Consider the following 18948-nt stretch of genomic DNA (forward strand, 5'->3'; position numbering starts at 1 on the left):
ATGAACACACAAACAATAATAAATCAATGTCTTGAGCAAGGAGTTCGCCTCTCTGTTGAGAACGGCAACTTGCAAATCGACGCGCCTAAAGGCGGACTGAGCAATGAGATGATTGCCATTTTGCGGGAGAACAAAGCACAGCTGATTGAGTTCATCAACCAATTCTCAGCACAGAAAGAGGCAGTTGAAAAACAGAAACTTAAGCCAGCGACGATCGATGGTCCAATTCCATTGTCATTTGCTCAGCAGCGTTTATGGATCATCGACCGCATTGAACAAGGTACGGCACAATACAACATGTCGGCAGCATTTAAACTGGATGGTGTCCTTAACCAGGAAGCGTTCATCGCAACCATTGATGCGGTTGTTGCACGTCATGAAATCCTGCGTACCGTGTACAAAGAAACCAACGATAAATGTGAGCAAGTGATCCGTGAAGAGGTTGACAGTGCCGTGAGCATCATCGACTTTACTCACCTTCAAGGTAATGATTTGTATGATGAAATTCGTACGCTTGCCGAACAGGATGCACTTAAGCCGTTCGACCTGCAAAACGATACTATGCTGCGCGTGCAGTTAATTAAGGCCTCTGATTCAGAGCATTATGTTTTGTTCAATATGCACCATATCGCTTCTGATGGCTGGTCTATTGGCGTCCTGGTTAAAGAATTCTTAGAAATTTACACGGCTTACAGTCAGGGTAAACCTAATCCGCTGGCAGAGCTGGAAGTACAATACAAAGATTATGCGCACTGGCAGCGCGAGTGGTTACAAGGTGACGTGCTGGAGAGCGAAATTGGTTACTGGCGCGATCAGCTTCAGGACTTACCTGCCACGCACAGTTTACCACTGGACCGTGCTCGTCCGGCACAGCAGGGGTTCCTGGGGAACTCTATTCGTCGCGAGTTGACGCAAACACTGACAGATAAGCTGGATGCCTACTGCCGCGAACAAGGGGTCACTCAGTTTATGGCACTGCAGACGATTTATGCACTGCTGGTTGGTCAGTGGAGTGCGGAAGAAGATGTGGTAATGGGAACACCTGTTGCAGGACGTGTACACCAGAACGTTGAACCTTTGATTGGCTTTTTCCTTAATAACCTGGTTCTGCGTACAGATTTGTCTGGCGACCCAAGCTTCAACGAGTTGATCCGCAGCAACAAAACGACGCTACTTGAAGCCTTTGAACACCAGCACTTGCCGTTTGACGCATTAGTAGAAGATCTGAACCCAGAGCGTAGCAGCAGCCATCAGCCGATGTTCCAGTTGTGGTTTGTACTACAAAACCATGAGAGCGGCACTTTCCAGTTACCAGGTTTGGAAATGTCTAACCCGGAAGAGATCTTAGCGGGCATTGACGTGGTGAACTTCGATATTTCGCTGAGTGCCATGGTGGAAGAAGGTCAGCTGGTCTTTGTCTGGCAGTACAAAACAGACTTATTTGATACCAATACCATTGAGAGCTTCGCCGAATCATTCGAAGCATTACTGGAAAATGCCATTACCCATGGCGAAGAAAAAGTTTCGAAGATTTCCGGTGTGAAAGAAGGCGCTGTACAGCCCTGGAAGACCAATCACGAACACTCTTTTGAAAATACCCAGAGCCTGATCAAATCAGTATTTGAGTTTGCACAGTCTAACCCGAGTGCGATTGCACTGCGTGTTGAAGATGACGCAATCAGCTACGGCGAGCTGGCGGCTAAGGTCAGTGCGTTTTCACAGCAGTTGACGGCTGCGGGCGTGGCAAAAGAATCGCCGGTCGGTATTTGTGTTGACCGTAGCATTGAACAACTGGTCGCTCAGCTGGCCATCATGCATGCAGGCGGCGCCTATGTGCCGTTAGACGCCGGTGCACCAAAAGATCGTATTGAGTACATTAGCGCAGATACCGGACTCAACATTGTTGTGGCACAGCCTCAGTACACAGATAAGTTCGCTGATATCGATTGTCAGACCGTTGCGATTGACCACACTCAAATAGCGGGCGACGGGGAAGTGAACGCTGATGCCATCGAGCTCGAAGCCGAGCAACTGGCGTATATCCTTTACACGTCGGGCTCAACAGGCAAGCCTAAAGGGGTTGCGGTACAGCATGGCAATCTGGTTAACCTCGCAAACAGTATGCAATTGCTACTGGCTGAGCGTGGTGTGTCTGGTCAGTATCGCTGGGCCTGGAATGCCCCAATGATCTTTGATGCTTCAGTTCAGGCACTGACTCAGCTGGCATTCGGTGTGGAGCTGAACTTGCTGAAAGACGAACTGCGTAAAGACCCCAGCCAGTTGTTGAGCTACCTAACCGAGAACAAGATCGATGTGTTGGATACCACTCCGGCACTGGTAGACCTGGTGCTGCGTGAAGCGGACGAGAAAGGCCTGGCGCTGCCAAATCTGTTGATTGGTGGTGAAGCAATCAGCACTGAGTTATGGCAAAAAGTGGCGGCGCATAGTGAAGCACATCAGCGCTTTGCACTGAACGTATATGGCCCGACAGAATGTACTGTTAACGCGACCTTCTCTGACATTAAAGCAGACTCAGTGCCCAACATTGGTAACCCATTGCCTAACTGTCAGACCTTCATTCTTAACGATACTTTGACGCCATTGGCGCCGGGCGCGAAAGGTGAAATTTACATCGGCGGTGAGGGGGTTGCCCGTGGTTACTTCAATAACGACGCACTGACCCAAGAGCGCTTTATTGAGTCGGCTGAATTTGGTCGCATCTACAAAACCGGAGATTTGGGTCGCTGGCTGGCAGATGGCACAGTCGAATACCTTGGTCGTAGTGATTTCCAGGTCAAGCTACGTGGCTACCGTATTGAGCTAAGCGAGATTGAATCCGTGTTGCTGGAAGATGCTGGCGTAACAGACGCTGCGGTTCTAGTGAAAGATGAGCAGCTGGTGGCCTTCGTTGTGGGTGCGGATGTGGATCAGAACCGCCTGACACAGCTGATGGAAACCAAACTACCTGCTTATATGGTGGCGGCTGTCATTATCGAAATGGATGAAATGCCACTGACTAAAAATGGTAAACAAGACCGTAAAGCGTTGTTAAGCGTTGAACTGGAAGAAGTGGTAGATGACTACATTGCCCCCAGAACGGAGATGGAAGCGCGTTTGCAGGTTATCTGGCAGGAGCTGCTGGGTAAAGAGCAGATCAGCATGGATGACAACTTCTTCTCTATTGGTGGCCACTCACTACTGGGTATTCGTGTTGCGAGTGCTTGTCGGGAGCAGCTTAGCATCGAGATCCCGCTGAAGGTATTGATGGAAAACCCAAGCATTGAAGCCCTGGCAGAGCAGTGTGAAATGTATGAGAAGCAGAAGCTGGTTATGTCTGGTGCAGCAGTGAGCGATGACGCTGAAAGGATGGTGATATGAGTGTAGAGCACATCATAGAACAGTGCTCTTCTTTAGGTATCGGGCTGTCTACGGACGGCCAGAACCTGAATATCACTGGCGAAAAAAGTAACCTGATCCCTGAACTCATAGCGATGCTAAAGGAGAATAAACCGGCTCTGATTGCCCATATACAGCAGTTTGCTGCGCTAGAAAGTGAACGGCAGCGTTATCATATCGCGCCAGTAGACAGAAATGGGCAACTGCCCGTTTCTTCTGCACAACGACGCATTTGGTTGTCACAGCAGCTGTCAGATTCTGCTGCTGTGTACAACATGCCAAACAGCGTGCGTGTAGAGGGACAGTTTGACGAGCAACTCGCTCGTCAGGCTATCCAGATGATCATTGCTCGTCATGAAGTGTTGCGCACAGTGGTGCGTTATGAAGGCGAGCAATTAGTCCAGGTTATCCGTGAAGCGGGTGATGTTGACTTTGTGATTGAAGATTATAGCCATCTGAGCGCAGAGCAAAGTGAAGCATTGGCTCTGGAATATGTACATAAAGATGCCCAAAAACCTTTCGATCTGCAGCGAGATTTGATGTTTCGTGGTGGCTTTATCAGGCAGTCAGCCGAGCATGGCACCTTATTTTTCAATGTCCATCATATTGCTGCTGATGGCTGGTCAATGGCGCTATTGCTTGACGACTTTAAGCACTTTTATAACGCGCTATTTACCGGTCAGACGCCAGATCTGCCAGCGGTGCCTGTGCAGTATGCAGACTATGCAAACTGGCAGTATGAATTACTGAACGGCGATCAGATAGCGGCATCAAAATCCTACTGGTTGACGCAGTTACAGGATTTACCAACAGTCCATGATATCGGGCTGGATTTCCCCAGGCCGGCATCGACGGGCGGGAAAAGTGACTTTTGCGCAGTGCAGCTCCCTGGTGCGCTGAGCGACCAATTAAAGGCACTGGCGGTGAGTCAGAACACCTCATTGTTTGTGTTATTTCATGCGGCGGTCTCTGTGCTGCTTAGCCGCTATGCTGGCAGCGATGACGTGGTCGTCGGTACACCTGTTGCAGGGCGAAAACAAAAAGAACTAGAAAGAACGTTTGGCTGCTTTATTAACAACCTGGTTTTGCGTCTGCACACGGATGCTCAGCAGTCATTTGCAGCGCTGTTAGGCAGCGCCAAGCAGGTAAACGAAGCGGCGCTGGAACATCAGGACATTCCGTTCGAGTACCTGGTGGAGGCATTACAACCTGAACGTAGCAACAGTTATCATCCACTGTTTCAGATTGCGTTGGTACAAAATAATCTGGATGTGACCGACGAAGCCGACATACCGATGGCCGGAGACGTGTCTTTGGAATCATTTGACGCGGCGGAACTGAGTGCAAAATACGATATTCAAATTAACCTGGTTGAAACCCTGGATGGTATTCGAGTTAGCTTTTCGTTCGACACCAATCTGTTCAAAGCCGAAACAATAACGAGAATGACACGGCAGCTACAGGCCATTTGTCTGCAAATTGCTGACAACCCGGATCGGCCTGTAGGCGAATTGGTGCTCAGTGATGAACAGGAAGTGGCGCAGCTTAAAACCTGGGAACACAAAGTAGAATATCAATCCCGGCAGTTGCCTATACACAGGTACGTAGAGCGTTGGGCTGCAAAAGCGCCAACCAGACAGGCGATTTGTGTGGCTGACACCCGCGTCAATTATGATGAACTGAATACCCGTGCTAACCAGTTGGCTGCATACTTACAAGCCCAGGGCGTCGTGCCTGGGGATTACATCGGTGTGGCATTTGAACGCTCAGCTGAGCTGGTGATCGCCATGCTGGCCATTGTTAAGGCCGGTGCCGTGTATGTGCCGTTGGATCCGGGTTACCCGGCTGCCCGATTGCAGTATATGGTTGAGGACACGGGACTTACATGTGTTCTGACCAACACGGCCCTGGCCTCCTTGTTTGAAGCCTATGTGTCTGATGTCGTGGCCATTGATGCAGAGAAAGTTGCCGACGCTATCCAGGCGCAGCAGCGCGATAACCTGAATGTGGATACCACGGCTCAGGACCTGGCGTACGTCATCTATACCTCAGGCTCAACAGGTCAACCAAAAGGGGTGATGGTTGAACATGCAGGTATCGAACGCCTGGTGATCGCACCGAACTATGTGTCACTGAGCCCGGTTGACAATATCCTGTTCATTTCTAACACGGCATTTGATGCGGCGACCTTTGAGATTTGGGGTGCCCTGGCAAATGGAGCCACTTTATACGGGCTGGACAAAGCGTGCTTGTTGGATGCCAACCGGTTTGCCGAAGCAGTGCGCCGACTGGAGATCAGCGTTGCCTTTGTTACGGTTGCCTTGTTTAACCAGATTGTCGCCATCAGGCCTGATGCTTTCGGTTCACTCTCTACTGTCATGGTTGGCGGTGACAAGCTCGACAAGCACAGTATTGATCAGGCGCTGTCTCATGGTAAGCCCGCGCATTTGTACAACATTTATGGACCGACTGAAAACACCACATTCAGTACTTTTTACGAGATCAATGCCATCGACGAAGGTGCTTATCCAATTGGTCAGGCTATTTCGGGGACGGGCTGCTACATTCTGGATGCCGAGCTAAAGCGTTGTGCCATTGGGGTCGTCGGAGAGCTTTATCTCAGTGGAACAGGACTCGCGCGGGGTTATCTGAACAAACCAGATATGACGGCGCAGCGATTTATAGAGGCGAAGTCGATAACCAATGAGCGGCTTTATCGCACCGGTGATCTGGTTAAATGGGATGAGCATGGCAATGTGTGTTTTGTCGGCAGAGCCGATAGCCAGGTCAAGATCCGCGGGTTCAGAATTGAGATAGGGGAAATCGAGCATGCGCTGATGTGCCTGCCAGAAATCAAAGAAGCGGTTGTTCAGGTTGAAAACGAGGGTGGGCAAAAATGTCTGATAGCTTATGTGACCTGTCATCAGGCGCAGAGTGTCGAGACATTAAAACAGGCCTTAAAGCCAAGCCTGCCGTTGCATATGATACCGGCGCAGATTGTTCAGCTGGACACCATGCCATTCACTGCTAACGGCAAGATAGATCGTGCCCGGCTGGTCCGTCAGCAGAGTACAGACACAGCGCAATTGATTCCACCAACAACAGCATTGGCAAGATCTGTAGCAGAGATTTGGGCCGCAGGGTTGCAACTTGAGTCACAACAGGTAGGGATGCAGAGCAATTTCTTCGAGTTGGGTGGACATTCATTACTGGCAATGAACCTAGTACACAAAATTCACCAAACCTTGCATTCTGAGGTGCCTGTACAGTGCCTATTCGAAACGCCTGTTCTGGCTGAATTCACAGAGTTGGTTGCACAGTATCAGCATACTGTCAGCGAGTTGAGTGTGACAAAAGCCCCGCTGTCGCAGCACGGTTATCCCCTGTCAGCGGCTCAGCGCAGAATGTGGTTTATTGACCAGCTTGGGGGCTCGAGCACGCAATACAATCTGAATTACCAGTTTGAGGTGCAGGGCGAGTTTGACGTTGAAGCGGCGCAGCGGGCATTGCTGTTGATGTTAGACCGACATGCGATACTGAGAACCACTTACCATGAAACTGAAGCGGGTGAAGTACAAGTGGTGCAGCCGCTTACAGAGTTTAAGCTGGCACATTATCGCACCACACCACAGCAGTATACAGACGTACTGGCTCAGGCTACGGCGCAAATTAATGCCGCCTTTGACCTGAAAAAAGCGCCATTGCTGCGAGCGGCCTACATTGAGGGTGGACAGCACGAGACGGGCACTCTGCTATTGAGCTTGCACCATATCGCCACAGATGGCTGGTCAATGAACGTGTTTTTCACCGAGTTTGTTACTTTCTACCAGAGTGAATTAGCAGATCAGTCGGTGGCATTACCGGACAATCCGCTGGCTTATACAGACTATGCCGTTTGGCAGCAGCGCTACTTGTCCAGCGCTGCCTGTCAGACTTCGTTAGACTACTGGTGTGCGCAACTACAGGATGCACCTGCACAGCATGGTATCGCCCTGGATTTCCCACGACCGCAGACCAAGCAGCAAGGTGGTGCCGTGGTATCTCGCAGGCTACCTCAGGCCCAGGCCCAGGCGCTCACGCTGTTTATCGGTGAACATAATCTGACGCCGTTTATGCTGGCACATGCGGCATTGGCGCTGGTGGTGACTCAGCATGGTCTTGATACCCAGTGTGTGATCGGTACGCCCGTAGCGGGCAGACATGATCAGCAGTTGGCCAGCTTAGTGGGGTTATTTGTTAACACCGTGGCCCTGACCGCGCGGACAGATTTCGCCACGCTGGGCGAGTATCTTGCGCACATTCGAGAAATCAATGTTGCTGCGCAGTCGCATAACCTGGTGCCATTCGATACCGTGGTGGATGCGCTCAAGGTGACGCGCTCCGCTGCACTCTCTCCTGTGTTTCAGATCATGCTGACGACCGACAGTGAGGAGAACTTTAGGCTGGGTCAGGCGTCTGCGAGTGATTCGCTCAATGGTGTTGCATTCCAGGCAGTATCTGGCAGCGCAGTCACGACCAAATTTGATCTCGACATTCATTTTGACTTGTCCCCAACACAGCTGACGATGCACTGGGTATATGACACCAGTTTGTTCAAGGCTGACACCATCGAGCGGGTTGCGCAGCAAGTGGAGCAGGTATTGTTACAGTGCGTGGAGCAACAAGACATCCTATCGCTGCCTTTACCTTCGCTCACTGTATGCAGTGAGACGCAAGTGACGGCGCTGCTTGAACGTTTGCAGTCCGAGGCCCCAGTATATTCAGTCGATGCAGCCAGCCTGGCAGAATGTTGGCTACATACCGTAGCGCAACGCGCTAAAGAGGTTGCCCTAGTCTGGCGGGACGAGACATGGACTTTCGATGCGCTGGCACAGCGTGTGACACAGTGTGCTCAGGCATTGGTGAGTCACTATGGCGTGGGTCGGGGTCAGGTTGTTGCGGTCCAAATGGACAAAAGTGATGACATGGTGGTTGCTTTACTTGCCATCTTACGTAGCGGCGCAGCTTATCTGCCACTGGACCCCAATGCGCCGCAATCACGTGCCGATTATGTATTGGCGGATGCAAACGCATGCTTATTGATCACGCAGCCGGATTATCAGGCTCGCCACGGAGATCTGGCCTGTCCGGTGGTCAGCCTTGCCACGCTGCAAGACGCGACGGTTAAGCACGAAGTGGTACTGGACAAGGCGTCTGCGCAAGACCTTGCCTATGTGATTTACACGTCAGGGACTACCGGGCAACCAAAAGGGGTCATGGTGTCTCATCACAATGCGCTGGCATTGATGGCACAGATGCAGCAGTGGCCCATTTGTCAGGACAACAAGAACTGGGGATGGAACGCAAACTATGTGTTTGATGCGTCACTGCAGGGTTTGCTGCAATTGATTGCTGGTATGACACTGACGCCCATCCCAGAGGCGCTGAAACTGCAACCCCAGCAGTTTGCACAATACCTCGGTGAAACCTCTGTTTCGGTGCTGGATTGTACACCGAGCCTGGTTGAAATGTGGCTGGATGAGGGTCTGGGTGCACAGCTCCCCGATCTGATCATTGGTGGCGAAGCCATTTCTGAGTCTTTGTGGCAACGTTTAGTCGCCTGGCAACAAGCGTTTGCACGCAGTGCTTTGAATGTGTACGGACCCACTGAGTGCACAGTCAATGCGACAGTTGCCCCCATCACAGGCGCCTGTCCGCACCTGGGACTGCCATTGCCTTACAACCGTGTGTATGTACTGGATGCTTATTTGCGGCCCGTTGCTGAGGGCATGAGTGGTGAGCTGTATATCAGTGGTGATGGTGTCTCGAAGGGCTACCTGGGTAAGCCTGAACTGACTGCTCAGTGCTTTATCGACTCTCCGTTTAGCGATGTTCAGCCTGGTCATCACCAGCTATACAAAACCGGCGATATGGTGCGTTATGCGGATGGTTTGTTGCATTACCTTGGTCGAACTGACAACCAGGTGAAGCTCAATGGCTATCGCATTGAACTGGCCGAGATTGAGCAGCAACTGCTGACGATAGCAGAGGTGATGCGCGCGCATGTGATGATTGTTGAAGGGCAAAATCACACCCCGGCATTGGTGGCGTATGTTCAGCCCCGCTCTGAGCAGTTTAATTATGCTGAATTGAGCGTGGCACTGCGCGCTAAATTGCCTGGTTATATGGTGCCACAGCACGTGATTGCTGTCTCAGACTGGCCTGTCACACGAAATGGCAAGCTCGATATCAAGGCACTGCCTCAGGTTGAGTCATCCTGTTCGGGTGAGCGGCTGAGCACAGCCACAGAGTTTAAGCTGGCATCTGTCTGGCGCGCGGTATTGAGACTACCGGAAGATAAGGCGTTTTATAAAGACTCGAGCTTTTTCACTGTGGGTGGTAACTCACTGCAAGCGGTCGCGCTGGTGCGGGCAATGAAAAAGGCCTTCAGTGTACACATCAGCGCGCTGGATGTGTTCCAGCAGCAAACCCTGGCAGCATTAGCCGCCCTGGTGGATGCCTCAGGTGGTCAGTGCGGTGACAAGATGGAGCTGGTGTGCTTGCGCGAAGGCGATAGCCAGCTGTCTCCCATTGTATTTATTCACCCAGTGGGCGGTCAGCTGACGTGTTATGCCGAGTTAGTGGCGCAGTTGCACACTGAGGCCCCGATTTACGGCTTGCAGTCCATCACTGAGCAGGGCGAGTCCATCGCGGCCCTGGCCGGGCACTATTGGTCTGTGCTTCAGCAAGGTCTGGGGCAGCGCGCTTATCACCTGGTTGGCTGGTCAATGGGAGGCGTGATCGGTCATGCCATGCAAAGCCTGGCCGAGGAGCAGGTGCTAAGCCTGACGATGATTGATGCCTATGTCCCGGAACTACAAAACCTCGAACATCATGAGTTGGCGCGGCTGGGTACTTTCGCTGCGGAATTAGGCGTGTCACTGGAAGGCATTGCCATGGCTGATGTCGAGCCACTAAGCAGTGAGCAACGTTTGGCACTGTTACATCAGTTATGTGTCGCACAACAGGTTGTGTCTGAAGACTTCTCGCTCGCAGACCTGCAAGTCCAGTGGCAGATTTTGAGCCATAACCAGGCGCTGTTTGCGGCTCATAGTTGTGCACCGTCAGGAGGTCATGCACGACTCATTTATGCCAATGATTTTTCTGCCTCTGATGGCTGGGAAACGCGTTTGGCACATTGCGAATTTCACCCCATTGCGGATACGGATCATCATGACATTATCCGCAGAAATGAACTTAAAACACTGATTAATAAGTATTTAAATTAAAAACAATTAAGGAAATTACCATGTTAAAAGATACAGTTATTTTCAACGAGCAGTACAATGGTCAAACAGCAACATCGGCACTGAAAGAAGGGTTTTTACCGGAAGGTCCTGATTTTCCTTTGGTCATTGAAGACACCTCAGGCGCACACAATGCTGCGCAGTGGGTTGCCGATAATGCTGCACAAATTGATCAACAGCTTAAGCAATATGGTGCCATTTTGTTGCGTGGTTTTAACGTACAAAATGAAGACGACTTCCGTGAAGTCGCCAATGAGTTCATCCCGACATTGGCGAAATATATGGAAGGTGCTACACCGCGTACCAACCTGGGCAAAGGGGCGTACACATCGACTGAGTTCCCGAATGAGCTAAGCATCGCCCAGCACAATGAGCTGTCGTACATCAAGCAGTGGCCGATGAAAATCGCATTTAGCTGCATGATCCCAGCTGAAGAGCGCGGTGCGACACCGATTGCTGATGTCAGAAAGGTGCATGACTTTATTGATGCGGACATCAAAGCTAAATTTGAAGCACATGGCTGGATGCTGGTTCGTAACTATGGCAATGGCCTGGGCCCAACCTGGCAAAAAGCATTCAATACCGATGATATAGAAGAAGTAAAGGCTTACTGTCAGCAGGCGGATGTTGAACTGGAGATTATCAGTGCAGACCAGATCCGTACGCGCCAGGTTCGCCCGGCAATTCGTGAGCACATTCATACTGGCGAGAAAGTCTGGTTCAACCACGCAGCTTTCTGGCATCCGTCAAGCCTGTGCCCGGTGATCAGAAAAGAACTGGTTTCTCAGTTTGGCGAAGAAGCGCTCACGTACAACACCATGTATGGCGATGGTTCTGTTATTCCTGATGACGTCATTGAACACATTAATGAAGCTTACAAGAAGGCTACGGTGACTTTCCTGTGGGAAAAAGGTGACGTGTTACTGATGGACAACATGCTGGTTTCGCATGGTCGTGACCCATTTAAAGGTGAGCGTCGGGTAGTAGTTTCAATGGGTGAGCCAGTGGAACTATAAGTGAGTCATGAGGCTCGGTCATGCGAGCCCCAAAAATAGCAGGTTTATTATGTTGCTTTACTATATTAAAAAATTCAAAAAAATCATGTTTTTATCGGGGCTCGCTAGCTTGTTCACAGCAGCAACATCGATAGCTTTGTTTCATATGATTGGGGAAAGTGGTGAAACGGGGTTTCAGCCGCTTGAAGTGGTGGTTTTTGCCGTTTTAGTTGCTTTTTTACTGATGGCGTCGATGACAACGAGCTATTTCTTGTCTCAGTACAGTGCGGGGACGATCAACAGTGTACGTCAGAATCTGGTCAGCCGGATCCTGGGCACCGATTACGACAAACTGGAAAAGGCAGGCAGAGCCAGGCTTTACAATGTCCTGACTAACGACGTGAATGCCATCTCAGGGGCCCTGGCCGAAATGCCAGCGTTCATTTACAACAGCTTTTTATTGCTGGCCTGTTTTGGTTATTTGTTTGTGTTATCTGAAGTGATGTTTGGCATATTGGTGTTGGCTGCTTTCGTGTCATTTCTGATCACCAAAGTCGTGATGGCTAAGATCACACGTGCAGCGAATCAAATGCGAGAACATCAGGACCACGTATTTGAAGGCTACAAAGGTATACTGGATGGTGCAAAACAGCTTACGGTTAATAAGGACAGACGCCAGTACTTTTTCGAAAAACGTCTGAAGCCGGTAATGACTGAACTACGTAGCAGTGAGCGCGAGTACGGGTTTGCCTGGGATATCAACCGCAATATTAGTCAGGTGGTGATCTTTATTACCTTGGGCACCATAGTGGCAGTCAGCCATTATTTACAGCGCACTGAGCTAGTGATGAGTTATATCCTGATTGTGACATACATCTCTGCGCCGTTTGGGTATGTGATGAATCTGTGGCAAAACATTGCCAGAGCGAGAGTATCATTACAAAAAATTGAGTCTTTGCAGTTAGGCAGTGAGCAGGAGAACTGTGCTGAGCAACCTCACCAGCCACTGAGCGAAGACTGGCATGAGATTGCGTTTAAAGATGTGTCTTTTGCTTATGAATCTCAAGGGGAAGATACCGCATTTTCTTTGCCTAAGTTAAACCTGACGTTCAATCGTGGTGAAATCATCTTTATTACAGGCGGAAATGGCAGTGGTAAGTCGACCTTCTTACATCTGTTATTGGGGCTATACACCCCGTCTAAAGGTGTGATCCAGGTTGATGATATGCCGGTCAGCGCGGCACAGCTTGATGAGTATCGTGCAAAAATAACCATGGTCCTGCCTGATTTCTATTTGTATCGTGAGCTGTTGGATGCAAATGGATCGCCTGCGAATGAAGAAAAAGCCCGTACTTTGCTGGCGCAGTTCCAGCTGGATCACAAGCTAAACGTCGACAAAGAAGGGTTTTCTGCGACACAGTTTTCCCAGGGGCAACGAAAGCGTCTGGCACTGATAGCGTCGATTTTGGAAGACAAGGATATCTATGTTTTAGATGAGTGGGCAGCCGATCAGGACCCTCACTTCAGAGCTTTATTTTATCAGGAGCTATTACCCTGGCTGAAATCGCAAGGTAAAACGGTCATTGCCGTTACGCATGATGATAAGTACTTCCACCTTGCAGATCGCCATATCAAGTTTGATCAGGGACAAGCACAAGAGTTAACAGAAAAAAAATGCCATGGGCAAGCAGCATAAATAACAGGAGCACGTATGTTTGAGTTTATAAATGGCCGTAAAACGCCGGAAACACCCAAAGAAGAAGTGACTGTGGTTGAAGGGGATGGCAGTGAGATCACTGTCAATGAAACTGAGCACACCGTGAATGGTCGGGTTGTAAAAGAGCGACATGTCACCGTTTCTCGGGGTCACGGAGGGCCACAGCCTGCTACCCCAACGCCTCCATCCAAATAGTTTGCAAGACGGTACAAAGCAGGCGCTTTGTACCGTTCACTCATGCCACCGCGCTTACCCTTCCAGCGACGTACCGTGTCACTGAATGATGACAAGTCAGCTTTGAACACCTCTTTTGGCACTTTTTACTCTTTGACTTTTCTTTTTTTTTTCTTCACCTTTACTTTTAGGAGCGAGTGATCCGCCTTGCGGTTTTAATACGATTGGAACATCGCGAGCTTGCTTCACAGGATCGGAGTGCAGGTTATCTATGATGAAACAGAGTGTTTAATGCGTTAGTAATTTGCTTTAATATTGCAAATCGTGACTTAGTTAGGCAGGTGGGCGCTGAACCAGCCTATGCAGGCCCCAAAGTTGCAGTGCCCATGACACGAGTTAGCTACCTGGTTAAAGAAGCTTATCTCAAGGGGAAGATACCGCATTTTCTTTGCCTAAGTTAAACCTGACGTTCAATCGTGGTGAAATCATCTTTATTACAGGCGGAAATGGCAGTGGTAAGTCGACCTTCTTACATCTGTTATTGGGGCTATACACCCCGTCTAAAGGTGTGATCCAGGTTGATGATATGCCGGTCAGCGCGGCACAGCTTGATGAGTATCGTGCAAAAATAACCATGGTCCTGCCTGATTTCTATTTGTATCGTGAGCTGTTGGATGCAAATGGATCGCCTGCGAATGAAGAAAAAGCCCGTACTTTGCTGGCGCAGTTCCAGCTGGATCACAAGCTAAACGTCGACAAAGAAGGGTTTTCTGCGACACAGTTTTCCCAGGGGCAACGAAAGCGTCTGGCACTGATAGCGTCGATTTTGGAAGACAAGGATATCTATGTTTTAGATGAGTGGGCAGCCGATCAGGACCCTCACTTCAGAGCTTTATTTTATCAGGAGCTATTACCCTGGCTGAAATCGCAAGGTAAAACGGTCATTGCCGTTACGCATGATGATAAGTACTTCCACCTTGCAGATCGCCATATCAAGTTTGATCAGGGACAAGCACAAGAGTTAACAGAAAAAAAATGCCATGGGCAAGCAGCATAAATAACAGGAGCACGTATGTTTGAGTTTATAAATGGCCGTAAAACGCCGGAAACACCCAAAGAAGAAGTGACTGTGGTTGAAGGGGATGGCAGTGAGATCACTGTCAATGAAACTGAGCACACCGTGAATGGTCGGGTTGTAAAAGAGCGACATGTCACCGTTTCTCGGGGTCACGGAGGGCCACAGCCTGCTACCCCAACGCCTCCATCCAAATAGTTTGCAAGACGGTACAAAGCAGGCGCTTTGTACCGTTCACTCATGCCACCGCGCTTACCCTTCCAGCGACGTACCGTGTCACTGAATGATGACAAGTCAGCTTTGAACACCTCTTTTGGCACTTTTTACTCTTTGACTTTTCTTTTTTTTTTCTTCACCTTTACTTTTAGGAGCGAGTGATCCGCCTTGCGGTTTTAATACGATTGGAACATCGCGAGCTTGCTTCACAGGATCGGAGTGCAGGTTATCTATGATGAAACAGAGTGTTTAATGCGTTAGTAATTTGCTTTAATATTGCAAATCGTGACTTAGTTAGGCAGGTGGGCGCTGAACCAGCCTATGCAGGCCCCAAAGTTGCAGTGCCCATGACACGAGTTAGCTACCTGGTTAAAGAAGCTTACCCTGATATCGCAAAGTTGCAGGAATGACACTGAGATTCTCTCACTGCCCAATGTCAGTGTTGGCTGCGATATAGAAAGATAAAAATAAAATAAAGGTCTGATAAAAAAGCAGTTATGATATGAATGAAGCTAATTTTTCAAGGACTGTGAAAGAGGTGAGGTTTGGTGCCTGGACTTTGGACCCAAAACGACAGAGCATCACCGATGGCGAGATAACCCGTGAGCTTGAGCCTCTATTATTTAAAGTTCTCTGCTACTTAATTTTGAATAATGACCAGATCATTACCCGAGAAGACCTGGTTAATGATGTCTGGTGTCAAAAGTATGTTGATAATAATGCAATTAACCGGGCAATGTCAGAGCTGCGCAAAGTGCTCAAGTCTGATCGACAAAAAGGCCTGGTGGTAAAAACACACTATCGCAAGGGATATAGTTTCTTCCTTGAACCGGAAGTGGTCTATCAGGATATTATTCCCCAGGCGAGTATCGCACCCGTTACAAAAAACCTGACTGACAGTCAGGTCAGTGCGCCAGTATCGGCAGCAAAAACCCCCTTAAGCAGCGTTTCGCAGTGGGCGGCCGTTTTTATCGCGGCGGTGTTACTGGTGGGTGGCGGCATACTGGGGTTGTCGTATTCCTCATCTGACCCCGCTATTGTTGTTGAGGAGACAGAGTACACCGAGCAGCTATTGTCCTGGATACCAGGTCGTTATACGCGAGCCAAAGTATCTCCAAATAATGATTATGTCGCGTTTTCTTTTTTGCCCGAAGGTACTCAGTCTCACAGCCTGATCATTAAGGAACTGAGAACAGGGCTGGAGAAAAAAATCAGTGAACTGGGTATCAATTTCTATCCTCTGGGTTGGTCTGCTGATTCGAGTAAGTTGTTCTATCGTATGGGCGAAGGCGCAGACTGTGAGGTTTGGCAGGCTGAGCGAAACCTGACGGATAATAGCCGCTTTTTGTTTAAGTGCCATGAGCCGATAGAGCGTGGCGCTGGTGTCGGCGGTGATGCGTTTGTTTATTCCAAATCCAATTATCGTGGACGCGAGCAACTGTCTGTATTGATGAATTACGATTATGCCACCGGCGAAGAATTTCAGCTCACCTCTCCCAACTTAAACTCGTTTGGCGATATGTTTTTATTGTATGAATCTTCGCTCGACAGTGTCTTTTTCACACGTCGCCAGTACGACTCATATGAGCTCTATATGACAGATATGGAAGGGAGAAAACAAACCAAGCTCTATGAATCCAAAACGCCGATTTGGGAGCTGAGCTATAAAAGTGATGCCAATACACTCATGTGGTTTTGCAACGCGACTAATCGCATGTTTGAGTTTTCCATGGACACCTATGCCCTAGAAAGTAAGACTCAGCTGACTAATGAAAGCAACTATGCCAATGCATATCCTTTGTCTAAAGAGCAAGTGATTGCGGTTAAGTATCCGTATAAGCATGATATTTATGAGCTTAACCTAGCATCGACGACGCTTTCACCGCTCCTGGTGAGTGATGAGATTAAGTTTTCCGGGTTTATGAAAGACGAGCAGGCACATTACTTTGCACTGGAGCATGAAAAATGGCTCCTGAGAAAGAGTACGGATACGGGGTTATCCAGTATTGTCTACACCATTGGCAGCCCCCTGGATAGCTTTCCGTTAGTGAATTTTGATATCCGCTCCGGGCAAACCCTGCTGGGTTTTGGGGAGCAACTCATGGTGTTTGATGAGCACTTTGATACACAGTTCTCGATTGAAGCACAGCGCTCGATTCTGGCTGCGGATATTTTACCGGGTGGTGATATCGGTTATATCGTCATTGACGAAGACCAGAAAAACAACCAATTTTATGTCTATTCACAGCAGAGTAAGGTGTCAAAAAGGCTGCCAATAAAAGGGGCGGTCTGGTTTGCCCACCTTAATGAGACGCAACTGATCTATTTATCGCAGAAAAATACACTGCATTACTTTGATTTGTCGACGGGCCTCGTCAGCAATGAGATCGCGTTGCCACAAAGCAGTAACACCCGGCTAGTGACGGACGGCGCTGGGGAGGTTTACTATTCAAATGGCAAGCAGGTCTATCAAATGAAAGAGGGTGAATGGCAGCAGCTCTTTGATTTGGTGGACAAAACGGTTTTTTCTATGCATTACTCGACTGAGCGTAATGCGTTGATACTGACGACGCTGGAAGGGGCGAATAATCATTTAATCAAGCTCGAAGCGGCGACCGCGTCATCCCCATCAATTTAACGCTATTGTGTGCCTTGTGGCATGGCTGGATCTGGCCATGCCACAAGGCACATTGTAAACCAACGATGCTGCTTTCACTTACCCCATTATCACGTACCTGCAGACCCTCCAAAACCACGCTGTGATATCCCCTGTGGGTATCAAAAACCAGGTGCGCAATCTGCCTCGTTTGACACTCAGGCCTCGCCATATGGGAGAGTTAGCTTGCCCTGAATACATGCCGGGGATGTTGGCGCTGAGCGGATTAAAAGACCGGGTTTGTTCGGCTCGGGAGAGCGTCGGAGGTGCAGTTTCGTACCAATCTGGCTGGCAATTTTGAGCGATAACACCGCGAAATGAAGCTGCTTAAGATATTATGGTCTGATATGAAATTGAAAAAACTATATAGATCATGCTTTTGAGCTTGATCATTATGGCCGATTTATAAGCTTTGATAACTTCTTAAATTGCGGCTCTTCGGGTACTGTTTTAATCGTCATCACAGCAAAGTACGCCGTTTATTGCGCAGGTATGGCGGCATAAAACAAATAAGAAGTTGTGAGGCAACGACGCCATTTTTGATTTTAATAAGTGTGAGGAAAATACGATGAAATTTAAAGTGCAGAAAAAAGAGCTCAAAAACCTGAACGAAAAAAAATCACTGAATACTCAACACACACGTCTGATTGGCGGTGGTGCTCAGGATAATGCACCTGATCCAATTACCAATACCAGTCATTTTACATTCAAAGATTAATTGCCACTGCAAGACTCATAAGAAAGGGCATGGATGAAGTTCTTAGTATGCATGATTGGTGGACTGCTACTTATTTCGGCTGAGGCTTGGCCGCACAGCTTTGTGGGCAAGCTAACGGTGGGGGCACCCAGACATCAGTATCATTTTGCTACTTCAAGTGGAAAAGCTTTGGATCATCTGGTTGCACTCGACCAGATTGTCTCAAAGGGTGAGCCTTTATTGCGCTACCAGGAAGTAGGGACCACCAAGGAGGGTGTCAGGCTCATTCTGGCTGGCTCACAAGGTGTGGTCACAGAACTGAATTCGAGCGCCTGGGTTGCCAAAGGTGAACTCCTTGCTAAGTTACTGACACCCAAGTTATTAGGTATATTTGAGCCTGAACACGATGCGGCAGTGACCGCGCGAGCGCTGTGGTTTTGCCACGCGGGTAGTGGGTTTGAAGTGAGGGTGAGTTACGAAAGTAGTGGCAAAATGTTTGTTACCCTGCATCTGAATGAATACGTCATAGAGGTCAGTGAGTTATTCAAAGTTGAGAAAAGCACGACGCTCTATACCAGCCCCGCCCAGTGTCGCAAACAGCGAGATGCCAGCCTTGGTGCTGGAAAATAGCCGTGATTACGCGTTGATGTATCCGGCCGGCCCGTACTGCAGGTGATGAGCTATTCCGGATCACGCCATACTACTCAAATTTGAGATTGTCCTGACGGATGACCCT

General features: G+C 49.2%; 10 protein-coding genes. All 10 read left to right on the top strand.

Annotated features, from left to right (window positions below):
• Window positions 1–3378 carry a non-ribosomal peptide synthetase gene (locus PRUB_RS17345; protein WP_010384888.1) on the top strand — a complete coding sequence of 1126 codons (3378 nt, stop codon included), beginning with the start codon at window positions 1–3 and terminating at the stop codon, window positions 3376–3378.
• Window positions 3375–10664, top strand: a complete 7290-nt coding sequence (locus PRUB_RS17350) for a non-ribosomal peptide synthetase (protein WP_010384889.1) — start codon at window positions 3375–3377, stop codon at window positions 10662–10664. Before PRUB_RS17345 ends, PRUB_RS17350 begins: the two co-directional genes overlap by 4 nt.
• 20 nt (window positions 10665–10684) lie before the next feature.
• Complete coding sequence (locus PRUB_RS17355) at window positions 10685–11698, top strand: TauD/TfdA family dioxygenase (protein WP_010384890.1); 1014 nt, start codon at window positions 10685–10687, stop codon at window positions 11696–11698.
• Window positions 11699–11747: 49 nt separating this feature from the next.
• Window positions 11748–13373, top strand: a complete 1626-nt coding sequence (locus PRUB_RS17360; RefSeq protein ID WP_198452371.1) for a cyclic peptide export ABC transporter — start codon at window positions 11748–11750, stop codon at window positions 13371–13373.
• 15 nt (window positions 13374–13388) lie between these two features.
• Window positions 13389–13589, top strand: a complete 201-nt coding sequence (locus tag PRUB_RS17365) for a hypothetical protein (protein WP_010384892.1) — start codon at window positions 13389–13391, stop codon at window positions 13587–13589.
• A gap of 427 nt (window positions 13590–14016) precedes the next feature.
• The gene (locus PRUB_RS17370) at window positions 14017–14625 is read left to right on the top strand and encodes an ATP-binding cassette domain-containing protein (protein WP_242065255.1); all 609 of its coding nucleotides are present in this window, start codon (window positions 14017–14019) and stop codon (window positions 14623–14625) included.
• A gap of 15 nt (window positions 14626–14640) precedes the next feature.
• On the top strand, window positions 14641–14841 hold the full coding sequence (locus tag PRUB_RS17375) for a hypothetical protein (RefSeq protein ID WP_010384892.1): 201 nt from the start codon (window positions 14641–14643) through the stop codon (window positions 14839–14841).
• 520 nt (window positions 14842–15361) lie between these two features.
• On the top strand, window positions 15362–17497 hold the full coding sequence (locus tag PRUB_RS17380) for a winged helix-turn-helix domain-containing protein (RefSeq protein ID WP_010384893.1): 2136 nt from the start codon (window positions 15362–15364) through the stop codon (window positions 17495–17497).
• 586 nt (window positions 17498–18083) lie between these two features.
• Entirely contained in the window at window positions 18084–18233 is a 150-nt protein-coding gene (locus PRUB_RS17385) for a hypothetical protein (protein ID WP_155946241.1), read from the top strand.
• A gap of 33 nt (window positions 18234–18266) precedes the next feature.
• Window positions 18267–18842 (top strand): hypothetical protein, encoded by a 576-nt coding sequence (locus tag PRUB_RS17390; RefSeq protein ID WP_010384894.1) that lies wholly within the window; start codon window positions 18267–18269, stop codon window positions 18840–18842.
• Window positions 18843–18948 lie beyond the last annotated feature (106 nt).

Source organism: Pseudoalteromonas rubra (genome assembly GCF_000238295.3).
Lineage (GTDB): Bacteria > Pseudomonadota > Gammaproteobacteria > Enterobacterales > Alteromonadaceae > Pseudoalteromonas > Pseudoalteromonas rubra.